Origin of the sequence: uncultured Gemella sp. (assembly GCF_963519265.1) — a bacterium.
Taxonomy (GTDB): Bacteria; Bacillota; Bacilli; order Staphylococcales; family Gemellaceae; genus Gemella.
This window is the reverse complement of the sequence record NZ_CAUQNQ010000041.1, coordinates 1-12902: the sequence shown is the minus strand read 5'-3', so window position 1 is coordinate 12902 and position 12902 is coordinate 1. Positions and strand designations below refer to the sequence as shown.

At 31.8% G+C, this 12902-nt stretch carries 6 protein-coding genes and 1 riboswitch; all 6 genes read right to left on the bottom strand.

Features of this window, described 5'->3' with window-relative positions:
- On the bottom strand, positions 1-4597 hold a 4597-nt coding region (locus tag RWN11_RS05400), incomplete at its 3' end, for a YSIRK-type signal peptide-containing protein (RefSeq protein ID WP_314160753.1).
- A 451-nt stretch (positions 4598-5048) separates the two neighbouring features.
- Entirely contained in the window at positions 5049-6431 is a 1383-nt protein-coding gene (radA, locus tag RWN11_RS05395; RefSeq protein WP_314160752.1) for a DNA repair protein RadA, read from the bottom strand.
- A gap of 2 nt (positions 6432-6433) precedes the next feature.
- Positions 6434-8908 (bottom strand): ATP-dependent Clp protease ATP-binding subunit, encoded by a 2475-nt coding sequence (locus RWN11_RS05390; RefSeq protein WP_314160751.1) that lies wholly within the window; start codon positions 8906-8908, stop codon positions 6434-6436.
- Between the two features lie 4 nt (positions 8909-8912).
- Entirely contained in the window at positions 8913-9431 is a 519-nt protein-coding gene (locus RWN11_RS05385; RefSeq protein WP_314160750.1) for a CtsR family transcriptional regulator, read from the bottom strand.
- 369 nt (positions 9432-9800) lie between these two features.
- Positions 9801-11078 carry a nucleobase:cation symporter-2 family protein gene (locus RWN11_RS05380; RefSeq protein ID WP_314160749.1) on the bottom strand — a complete coding sequence of 426 codons (1278 nt, stop codon included), beginning with the start codon at positions 11076-11078 and terminating at the stop codon, positions 9801-9803.
- A gap of 288 nt (positions 11079-11366) precedes the next feature.
- Positions 11367-11468, bottom strand: a riboswitch (purine riboswitch).
- A 99-nt stretch (positions 11469-11567) separates the two neighbouring features.
- Positions 11568-12500 (bottom strand): dihydroorotate oxidase, encoded by a 933-nt coding sequence (locus RWN11_RS05375; protein ID WP_314160748.1) that lies wholly within the window; start codon positions 12498-12500, stop codon positions 11568-11570.
- Positions 12501-12902: the final 402 nt, after the last annotated feature.

The window sequence follows — 12902 nt, the reverse complement described above, 5'->3', positions numbered from 1 at the left end:
TCGTTCCTTTGATAACGTACTTAGCGATAACATTTCCACCTACTTTTGGTGCGTATTCATAGACGATTTCTTGGGTATCCGCTGTTACTTTTCCTGCTTCTGCTGCTGAATCTGCTTTTCTGCCTTCTAGGACGTATTCTAACTCACCTTGTTTTAGTACTTCTCCTGCTTGTGGTGCTGTTGCTGTATAGTCACTTCCCACTTGTGCTCCTGTTGAGACATTTGTACTTGCTTTTAGTTCTGTTGTCGTTCCTTTGATAACGTACTTAGCGATAACATTTCCACCTACTTTTGGTGCGTACTCATAAACAACTTCTTGTTTATCTGCTGTAACTGTACCCGTTTCTGCAGCTGATGTACCTTTATGTCCTTTATATACATAAACTTTCCCATCATTAGCTGTTAATTCTTCACCTGCTGCTGGCGCTGTTGAAGTATATTCTTTTCCAACTTTTAATCCCTTAGCAACATCTGTTGCTTGTTTTAATTCAGTTGTTGTTCCTTCGATTACGTATTTTGCTACTACATCTCCACCTATAGGCATAATTCTTTCGTAATAAACATTTTCAACTACGTTCCCATTATTAATTAGATCTTGAGAAACCAATACTCTATCAATAACTTCTCTATCTGGAGCTTCAAAATTAGCTACTCTAGGTGAATTTGTTGTTGACCAATTTGGTTGATAAGCATCAGTTCTATATTCCCATGGCCCTTTTACCACTCGCCCGGTTTCTTTACCTGTATAAATTTTTCTCTTAACTGTAATATTTTGTACAACAGGATTAGCAACTACATTACTCTCATTATTCTTTTCAAGATAATTTATTGTACGAGTAATCGTTTTGCTTTCTTCTTTAAATGTTGCTTCCTCATAGACATAAGTAACTTTTTTCGTTACTTGTCTTTCATAAGTTCCTGTTTCCGAAACTGAATCAGCTTGGATTTCTTTAAATAAATACGGTAACCCTGACCAAGTACCTCGAGGAATAATATCTTCTTTTGTCGTAGTATATGGTTGCCCTGCAAATTCTTTTTCAGTAATTTTTGGAAGAATATCGTCTTTTCTATTATTGATATAACGAACTTCTAGTTTACCACGAGTGTCTTCTGTTCTCAATCCAACAGTATTCGATTCTAACCATACATTTTGATTATTCTTCAAGAAAATTTGCGATGTACTTTCTACAAAGTTTGGATTATCAGCATCAACTCTAAGATTAAAGTTATGCGTAAAGGCATGTTCTTTTGTTACAGTATAATCTTTTTTAAATACATATTTAACAGCAGTAACATCTTTCCAATTTGTGATTTTATCTGCAGTTACATAAGTTCCTGTAGTTTTGTCAGTCGCAGTTGATGTCGTATATTCTACATCATACTCATCTGAATTCTCCACAATAGGTCCTTCTAAATACGTTACTGCTTCACTCTTAGGAATTAAAACAACTGCTTCTTTGATTTTTTGAGGTGCATCTGTTAAGTTCTCAACTTGAGGTGTTAGAATAACTTCTTGTCCATTCTTCACATCAATAATTCCACGTGTACCTGTTGTCCCTGGTTTTGATATTGTTAATGATGTTGAATACTCAATAACATTATTCATCGTAACATTAATATTTGATTTTGCAATCGTTGAACCAGGTTCATGTCCTTCTACATAATTTGCATTTAAAGAACGATCATTACCAAATAAAGTTTCAGAATCACTATTCCATACAAGGTAAGATTCAATATTATAAGTTCCACTTTCGATTTGACCATTATTTTCTACTTCAAAAGTCAGTGCTACTGGATTATATGTTCCACCTTTAATCCATCCATCTCTATTTAAATCATAACTAGATAACCCTAAATCTTTTGATTCAAAAATATAAGCGCGCTTACCTGTTCCCTTATAATTTTCAATAATACGTGTTGGATTAACAGTATCATAAGATTCTTTAATCTGATTATAGGCATCTTTTGCAGCACTACCATTTACCCCACCAAAATATAAGGTGTTTTTCGATAATAAGCGATTATCAGCAGTTAATCTGAAATCTTTTAAAGGTAGCTTTGGATCAGCTAGTAACATTACACTTGTTTTATTAATATTGGAATCTAGCTTATCTAAATCATAAACTTTAATACCATTTTTTTCAGATTCTGCTAATTTAAAATAATCTGTTGCTGTATATTGAACTGCAATTGGTATATTCTTTCCTCTTGTTAAGTTATCTTTTGTTAACTCTTGGTCTCCAATTTGTTGCATTCCTAAACTTAAAGTTGTTGGTTTTTTAGTATGAACAGCAGGGGTACTACTACCAGTATTTGGTCGTTCAGTAGCAATAGCACTCTCAATCGTATTACTAGCAGATAAAACTTGAGAAATTTTATTTTCATAACGTTGAATAGTTGGATCTTTTGCTTTTTCTTTCCAAGTACCTACCGTTACATCTAAATCTGATGTTAGTCCAAGAATTGTTTTAGAGGCTTGCCCTTTATCTTGTACTTCATCAACAATTCCAGGGGTTTTTAAAATTAAATGATGATATCTTTTATCTGAATTTATAATAGTCTCATTAAATAATTCATCAATAGTTGTATAATCTTTAATTAATTCGGCTTGATTATTTTCATTTACACCATATAATTGAAAGTTTTCTTTGAATTGACTACGGACATCTTTATATCCTGAATGATATCCTCTTACCCAAGAACTTCCATTTTCTGACTCATTTGTAAAAATCTGTGTTAATTTAAATTTAGTAAAGTAATTTCCTTCTTGATCTTTAGGAATAAAATAGCTTAAATATTGACTTGGTAACGTTCCTCCATCAGTTTTTAAATTATTTAATGGAAGTCTATAAGTCGTTCCGAATGTATCTACATTACTGGCATTTGAGAATAACCTTTGATCTGTAGTTGCATTAATACGATCTTCCATCATTCCAATTGCAGGAGCTCCATCACCTGCATAGATTCTAAAACCATCTGGATTTTCTAGAGATTGCATGAATGATGAACCGTCTGGTCTATGACCTACAGCATTATAAACAATTTTAGCACTATAACCTTTTGTTCCATTAGTCTCAATAACTTTTGCAATTTCTTCAGGGGTACTTAAGGCTCCCTCTTTTAATCTTAATACAGGACCTGCATAGTATAACATTTGGTCAATTCCACGAGTTTGATCCGGATGTAATGTAGCTACTCCATTTTCTAATGTCCATTTTGAATTCTTAGGCGAAGTAGGATCTAATTCTAAAAACTCTGGAATTCCACTAATTGTATAATCATAACTTGTTAATCGACCATTACCATTTTGATTAAACTCATCAGCTTCTCTATTATTGAAGAATCGATCATTTGTCATAATTAATGGAATTCTAAAAGGAGTTTTTACAGGAGTTAACTTACCATCAACAACAGAACCGAGTTTGTATTCACGTTGTTCCTGTGGTAAATAATTTTTCACTAATTTTTCTCTTGTATCGTTTTCTCGATAAATAATTTCTGATAAGTAATCAAAAGTAGCTGTTGCTGTTTTTGTAGATAAGACATTTTCACCACTGATAAACTCTGTCTTCACTGGTAGTGAATCATCTTTTGATGGTGCATTCTTTATAGATGTTCCTACATAAAGTTTTAATAAACTTTCCGCAACAGATCCACCCGACATTGGATTTAAATTTAAATCATAAACATAATCAGTAGCTGTAGAACGGTCATCTGTACTTTTAACAAAAGATGAATTTGTAAATACTGGTTTTTTGTTAGAATGAAGAAAAGCCTTTGGAATAGTTACACGTACTTTACCATCTGTAACTGTATCATTTGAAGAAGCTGAATAAGTAATCGCCATATTAATAACACGTTCACCCATTCCATTATTTGCTACCGGAATTCGTTTTTCTGTTGGTCCTTTTGATGTATCAAAATGAATTGACCCTGTCAAAGCTTGGTCTGTCACCCCTGTACGGAAGCCAGTTCCTTCTTCTATTTTTTTACCATTACGGCTATCTTGATTTTTGTTTTCTTTAGATGTTTCCACAGCTTTAATTGATTTTAAGATAGTCATAAAAGAACTAATCTCTTTTGTTTTAGCATCTACTTCTTCCTGCGTAGAATTGTTTTCAAATAATGTTTCTGCTGATTCAAGCTTTTTAGTTGCTTCATCTATCAGTGATTTTTGTTTAGTATTATTTTTTACTCTTTCTAGTTGAGCTTTTAATTCTTCGATTTTTTTATTAAGAAGCGACTTGTCAACTTCTTTTGTTGTACCTTCCTCTTGACTATTTTCACCTGATTGAACTACTAACTTTTCTGCAACTGCTGTAGCTACTTTCTCATGAGTATTTTCAATTTTATTAGCTGCTGGTTTTACAGAATTCTCTGAAACGATATTAGCAGTATCCACTCCTTCATCTGGACTATTAGTAGCTTCTCGTGCTTGAGTACCATTATCACTAGCTTCTACAACACCAGCTCCGAAAAATATACCTACCCCAATTAGAACACTCGCTGCTCCTACTTTGAACTTTTTTATGGAATATGTTTCTACTTTTTCACCACGGCGTTCGTATTGTTTTTTTATGTTGTTTTTTCCGACCATTTAGGTTTCTCCTTTTGCTATATTCTTTGACTATAGTCAAATAAATTAAAATTTACTTTATATTCTACCATAAAATTTTATACTATCAAAACCATTGACACCAACACTTCAAACAGATTTTCTTATTTTCATTTTAAATACTTATATTTTTTTATATAAATAGATATGTCAAGTCGCCCATAATAATAATAATAATAATAATCTGCAATAATCAACTAAAATATTAATCAACAAAATTATTTTAATATACTCCAAATATTATTTTTTTTAATTTTATTATTTACAAAACTACTTAATCACTATAAAATAAAAAACTAAAAAAGTATATTCCTTCTAACTTCAAGATAAATTTATTTGATATCTTTTGGAATTCTTCATAGATTAAAATTATAATACAAAAAGATGAATAGGAAAATCATATCGATTCTCAACTATTCATCTCTAATTTTTATTAAAATACATTACCAAATGCTATATCTAAGCACTCTCGTATATCTTTTACCGGTATTATTTCAATTCCTTCTGGGAAATCAGAATTTTTCATATTTCCAACTGGAACTATTACGCGTTTAAATCCATGTTTTTTCGCCTCATTAATCCTTTGTTCGATTCTACTAACTCTTCTAACTTCACCAGTTAGTCCAACTTCACCAATGAAACAATCGTTCATATCAACTGCTATGTCTTTAAAGCTTGACGCTACCGCCATAACTACTCCTAGGTCTACAGCAGGATCATCAATCTTAACACCACCAGATACTTTCACATAGACGTCTTGTTGTTGAAGTAAATAACCAGCCTTCTTCTCTAAGACAGCCATTAATAATATTAACTTATTATATTCTAATCCAGTCGAAATTCTTCGCGGATTATTAAAAGCTGTTGGTGTTGTTAATGATTGTATTTCTACAAGAAGTGGTCTACTACCTTCCATAGTACTTATTATAGTTGCTCCAGCAAGGTTTTTACTACGTTCTTCTAAGAACATCTGCGAAGGATTAGCTAAATCTTCTAGCCCACTATGTTTCATCTCAAAAATTCCAATTTCATTCGTAGAACCAAAACGATTTTTCACCGCCCTAAGAATTCTATAACTGTGCTGACCTTCCCCTTCAAAATACAGCACAGTATCAACCATATGCTCAAGCATACGTGGTCCTGCAATAGTTCCTTCCTTAGTAACATGACCAACAATAAAAATTGCAATATTTAAACTTTTTGCAATCTTCATAAGTTGCTGTGTACATTCTCTAACCTGTGTAATACTCCCTGGCGAATTTTCCATATTAGGATTATAAATTGTTTGAATTGAGTCGATGACTAAAAACTGTGGTTTTATTTTTTTTACTACTTGATAAATTAAATTTAAATCAGTTTGTGCATACACAAAAAGTTCATCAGTGTCATTTTTTAATCTATCAGCTCTTATTTTTACCTGTCTGACAGATTCCTCACCAGTAACATATAGGACATCATGTTCTTTTGCAAGATATGCTGATATTTGAAGAAGTAATGTAGATTTCCCAATTCCAGGATCTCCTCCTAGAAGAACTAATGAACCACCTACAACTCCTCCTCCTAGAACTCTATTAAGTTCTCCACTATCGGTAAGAGTTCGAGGTACATCCTGTGTAGAAACTGATTTTAATTTCCCAGCTTCTACACGTTCTGTATCATTTGTTTTTACTTCAAATTCTGTGTGCTTCGTAGCTTTTTTTGCCTCAACTACTTCCTCCATAGATGCCCACTTTTTACAGTTTGGGCATCTACCCATATATTTCAAACTTTGATAACCACAGGCATTGCATTCATACTTAACATTTACCTTTGCCATAGCTACCTCTTAGTTTTCTTTACAACAAACTCATCATTTTTATAGTCAATATTAATAGTTCCAGATAATTCAGGATTTCTTAATAATTCTTCACTTAGTAAATCTTCGATATTTTTTTGAATACTACGTTTTAATGGACGTGCACCGTACTCTTTTATACTACCATCTTCAACGATTTTAGCCATAGCTTTTTTCGTAAGTTTAATAGTAATGTTTCTATCTTCTAATCTCTTAGATAAACCATCTATTAATAACTCAGAGATTTTTTCTAATTCTTCTTTTTCAAGAGTCTTGAAGACAATAATATCATCTATTCTATTTAAAAACTCAGGACGATATTGTTTTTTCAATGCTTCCATCATAGTATTTTGAACATTTTTGTAATCATTTTTTATTGATTCACTTCCACCAAATCCTACGAATTTTTGATCATTTAATTCACTTACCCCAACATTTGAAGTCATGATGATAATAGTATTTTTGAAATCTACCACACGACCTGAAGCATCAGTTAAACGTCCATCATCCAGAACTTGTAATAGTATATTAAAGATTGATGGATGAGCTTTTTCAATTTCATCAAATAGTACTACAGAATATGGCTTTTGACGAACTTGTTCTGATAATTGTCCCGCTTCTTCATGACCAACATACCCTGGAGGCGCACCAACTAATCTACTAATTGAATGTGGCTCCATATACTCACTCATATCTATACGAATCATATTATCTTCCGAGCTAAATAAGGCTTCTGATAAACTTTTCGCAAGTTCTGTCTTACCTACCCCTGTAGGTCCTAAGAAAATAAAGCTTCCAATTGGTCTATTCGGCGCTTTAAATCCGCTTCTTGCTCTTCTAACTGCCTTAGCTAAACTTACTACAGCTTCATTTTGACCGATAACTCGTTTGTGTAATATCTCTTCTAATTTCAGAAGTCGTTCACTTTCTGTTTCCGTTAATTTAGTTACTGGAACTCCAGTCCAAGCCGCAAGTACTTCTGCTACGTTATCAGCACTAATCTTAATTTTATCTTTTGATAAGCTATCTTGCCAAGAAATCTTAAATTCTTCAATTTTATTAATTACTTTATTAGCTTCATCACGTTTTTTAGCGGCTATTTCAAACTCTTGATTAATTACCGCTCTATCTTTTTCTTTATTTAAACGGTTTAGTTCTTCTTCGTATTCTTTTAATTTTTCTGGTGATTTATAAAATCTTAATTTAACTTTAGAACAAGCTTCATCAATAAGATCAATCGCCTTATCAGGTAGACATCTATCCGTAATATATGCTGTACTTAGTTTTACAGCTGACTCAATAGCTTCATCTAAAATTTCTACATCATGGTGTTCTTCATATTTATGACGTAGTCCATCAAGAATCTTAATAGAATCTTCAGTGCTCGGTTCTTCTACTTTGATTGGTTGGAATCGGCGTTCTAAAGCAGCATCCTTTTCAAAATATTTTCTATATTCTTCTGTTGTTGTAGCACCAATACATTGAATCAAACCACGTGATAAGGCTGGCTTTAGAATATTTGATGCATCTGCACTTCCTTCTGTTCCACCTGCACCGATAATTGTATGAATTTCATCTATAAATAATATTATATCCCCTGCATCTTCAATTTCAGCGATAATATTTTTTAGTCTTTCTTCAAATTCACCACGATACTTAGTTCCGGCAACTAATGTTCCCATATCTAGTACCATTACTCTCTTACCTAATAAGTTACTAGGTACATTTTGAGAGACTATCCTCTCTGCTAAACCTTCTACAATTGCCGTTTTCCCAACCCCAGGTTCTCCAATTAGCACCGGGTTATTCTTAGTACGTCTATTTAATATTTCAATCATACGTGTGATTTCTTTATCACGGGCTATAACTGGATCTAATTTATTATTAAATGCATCTTTTGTAAGATCTTTTGCTAATGAATTCAATGTCGTAGTTTTAGCTGAACTGTCTTCAGCTGCTTCCATTTTTTTGAAACCTTCATATAATTTAGAAATCAGACTTTGACTTTTTTTCAATAAGTCAGATAATTCATCAATTATCTGATCAACATTTGCACCTAATTTATCAGTTAATAAACGAACTGCTGTTCCAGTTTCTTCTTCTAATAAAGATAATAATAAATGTTCACTCGTAACGACAAAGCTAGACGTGCCATCAGCAACCCTTTGACTATTTTCTATAGTTCTAACCGCTCCATTAGTATAATCTATCTTCATTAAAACATTACGATAAAAATCAGTACCTTCTAATTCTGTTTCATAAAAATCTACTACACTTTTTCTAAAATCATCATAATATACACCATTTTTATTTAGTATTTTGCATCCCAATGTATTATTCATACTTAACATAGCTAATAATAAATGTTCTGTTCCTACAGCTTTAACTCCAAAATCATTTGCTTCTTCCTTCGCTGTAGTTAGCACCATAAGCGCCGTTTCATTAAATCTTATGTACATAACCTTATCCCCTCTTATTATATTTTATATTTGTTAAAAATCTTACAGTTAAATCCTTTAAATTCGATTTTGTTTGACGAATCATTTCTTCAACACTATCCTCATCAACATGATTTAAAAATTGATTATGAACAGATGTAATCACTTCAACACTATCTATAAAATGATTGTAGTCAAATTTATCTATATAATCTTTTTCAAGTAGTATTTTAGCTAGTCTTACAGCTTCATCTACCTCTATTGTTTCATTATCTACAGTCTCAATTAAATAATCTATATAGTCTTTATTTGCGTGAAGGGTTATTTTTGTAATTCTGATAAATCCTCCACCACCACGTTTACTTTCAATAATAAAGCCGTGTTCTGGTGTAAATCTAGTTTTTATAACATAATTTAATTGAGATGGTACACAGTCAAATTTTTGTGCGACATTACTTCTTTTTATAATTATATGATCTTCTGTAGCTTCATTAAATAAGCTCTTAATATATTGTTCAAGTATATCTGTCATATTATTATTCATAATAAGGGCACCTCCTTTATTGACTAAAATTGACCTTTACTAAATTATACTACATATGGAATATTTTGTATATAAAAAACATTGATTTTTCGGCATATACAGATAAAAAAGAACGACTACAATATTATGATTTTATAAAAATCTATATTATTAAGTCATCCTTTATAATTCTATTTTCTAATAAAAATACCTTGATTAAAAATACTTATCTCTATGGGAGTGACTCAAAAATCGCGATTTCTTAAGAAACAAGATTTTGTCGAGTCACCCCCGCACAGTTTATTAGATATCTAAAAAGCTTTTATAAAGCGAATTTAGATATCAATAAACCACTGCGTCTATGAATTATCATATGAACTTTGTTAAGTTTTAGGCCTTTTGGGTTAGAGCCCTTTTTAATTTTGATTTCCTATTAAAGATTAAATTCATTACGATTGCTACAACTGTTCCTAAAACAATTCCACTATCAGTAAACATACGAACAAAACTTGGTAGTTGAGAAAATGCAGTAGGAACCGTTGTCACACCTAATCCTAAACCAACAGAACAAGCAATAATCATAAGATTTTCTTGTTTAGCAAAATCAGTATTTCCTAACATTTTCACACCATACGCAAGTACCATACCAAACATACTAATCATTGCCCCACCTAGTACTGGTTGAGGTACAATTGTTGCTAAAGCTCCTATTTTAGGTATATATCCAAATACCAATAATAATAGAACCATAACATACATAACTTTTTTACTTTTAACACCAGAAATTTGAACAAGTCCTACGTTTTGAGAATATGTTGTATACGGAAAAGCATTAACTAAAGATCCTATCATAACAGCTAAACCTTCTGCCAAGTAACCTCTTCTTAAGTCAGGCTCTTTTACTTCTTGATTACAAATATTTCCTAGGGCATAATACACTCCTGTTGACTCTATCATACTTACAATACCAACGATTGTAAATGTTAAAATTGCACTAATATTAAATTCAAAACCTGTAAATTTAAATGGTGTTGGATGTTGATACCACCCAGCTTGAGACACTTCTGTTAAACTTACCATTCCCATAAAACTAGCAATAACAGTTCCTGATACTAAACCTAATAATATTGCTATAGAGTGTATAAAACCAGTTGTAAATTTATAAATTACTAAAATAATTGCAAGCGTAATACACGCCAATACGATATTTTTAGGATTACCAAAATCTTTCGATCCTTGTCCTCCTGCAATATAATTCATCGCAACTGGTACTAATGTAATACCTATAATTGTTACAACACTACCAGTAACAACTGGCGGGAATAATTTTGCAACTTTAGCAAAAAATGGTGCTATAAGAACTACAACTAATCCAGAAACAAAAATTGCTCCATACATGGTTGCTAATCCTGCACTATTACCAATTGCTATCATCGGCGCTACTGCTGTGAAAGTACATCCAAGAACAACCGGTAACCCAATTCCTGTAAATTTCCCTTTATACACTTGTAAAAATGTAGCAATCCCACACATAAAAATATCAACTGACACTAAATAAGTTGTTTGTTCTGCTGAAAGACCTAGACCTCCAGCAACAATTATCGGTACAATTACCGCTCCTGCGTACATTGCTAGTACGTGCTGTAAACTTAAAATAAAAGTTTTCAAGATTCTTTTCTCCTTAGTTATATATTATTTTTGACAAATATAACTATATAAATACAAAAAATCACCTATAATTACTTATAGGCGATTTAAAATTCTACTACAAATAGTTGGGAGTGACTCAAAAATCGTGATTTCGGGGAAATCGATTTTGTCGAGTCACCCCCGCACAGTTTATTAGATATCTAAAAAGCTTTTATAAAGCGATTTTAGATATCAATAAACCACTGCGTCTATGAGTTTTCTTGTAAACTTTTTTAAAATCTAGGATTTTTGGGCCAACTCCAATAACATTATAATAAGAATGCCCATAGTCATCAAATTTACGGTCTGATGGTAGAAACTTGCAAGCCATATTCTTGCCTTTATATGTGCTATATTTTGTCTGTACAATATATAATAACAATTTTCAAAATGATTTTCAAGTGTTATCTGTTTTTCTTTTATATTTTTATCGTTAATTTAAAATTATACTATATGAATGATAATTATTTATTCTATTACCTTTAATTTACCTCTAAAGTCATCTAAACTTGAGTATCCTTTTTCTTTCATCACTTCTTGAAGTTCTTTAGTTAGTCTAGCAAAAACTGAAACGCCTTCTTTATGAAGAGTTGTTCCTACTTGCACTAAATCAGCACCACATAGAATATGTTCAAATACATCTTTACCGTTTATAACTCCACCAGTTCCAATAATTTTTATACTAGGATTCAAGCGTTCTCTAAATGCACGAACATTAGCTAGTGCTGTTGGTTTAATATATTCTCCACCTAGTCCGCCAAATCCACCTTTTGGCTTAATAACTACTTGTTCTTTATCTAAATCAATATATAAACCATTCCCTACACTATTTACACTATTCACATATGTAAGAGGATATTTATTAAGAATTTTAGCCATTTCATCAAAATGAGCAATATCGAAATATGGAGGTAGTTTTACCCCAATAGGTTTTGTAAAGAATGTGAATACCTCAGCTAATAATTTGTCTGTAAGTTCAAAATCATAAGCAATCTGAGGTTTCCCTGGTACATTTGGACATGATAAGTTAAACTCAGTAACTCCTTCATATTCACTCTCTTGAATTTTCTTTAATAGAGCAATATTTTCATCATAACTCATGCCAGTTACCGATAAAAACTGTAATTTTGCACCTACTCTTTGACGTTCAATAACATAATCTAAATAATAATCTAAACCATTATTCGGCAATCCCATTGAATTTATACTTCCTAAAGCAGTATCATAATATCTAGGCTCAGGATTTCCCTCTCTATAATTACGAGTGGCAGTCTTAGTAACAAATGCCCCAGCTTCACTAGTTGCTAATTCATCTAGTTCCTTAGTCGTCATACAATGAACTCCTGATGCATTCATTAACGGATTAGATAATTCTACATCTAAAAAATTAGCTTTTAACATTCTTCATACCTCCTATGTTTACTAGTAACAGTTTACCACAAAACACTCCCAATAACCATTGATAAAACCAGTTTTAGATTGTATTTTAATAAAAAAGGAGAAGGGGCTGACCCAAAAGTCCTAAAATTTAACAAAGTTTATATAAGAGCTCATAGACGCAGTGGTTTATTGATATCTAAATTCGCTTTTTAAAAGCTTTTTAGATATCTAATAAACTGTGCGGGGGTGACTCAACAAAATCGATTTCTTCGAAATCGCGATTTTTGAGTCACTCCCAATTCTCCTTCTTTAAATGCTAGTAATTTCCTTATCTAAAATAAACAATTCTTAATTATGTTTCTAGATATTTAATTATATCTAAATACAAATTGTCCATCTTAGGTAATATTTCTTTTATTCTAT

Coding starts and splice junctions, on each gene's coding strand:
- radA (WP_314160752.1), bottom strand. CDS start 6,431: ATGGCAAAGGTAAATGTTAAGTATGAATGCAATGCCTGTGGTTATCAA.
- RWN11_RS05390 (WP_314160751.1), bottom strand. CDS start 8,908: ATGTACATAAGATTTAATGAAACGGCGCTTATGGTGCTAACTACAGCG.
- RWN11_RS05385 (WP_314160750.1), bottom strand. CDS start 9,431: ATGAATAATAATATGACAGATATACTTGAACAATATATTAAGAGCTTA.
- RWN11_RS05375 (WP_314160748.1), bottom strand. CDS start 12,500: ATGTTAAAAGCTAATTTTTTAGATGTAGAATTATCTAATCCGTTAATG.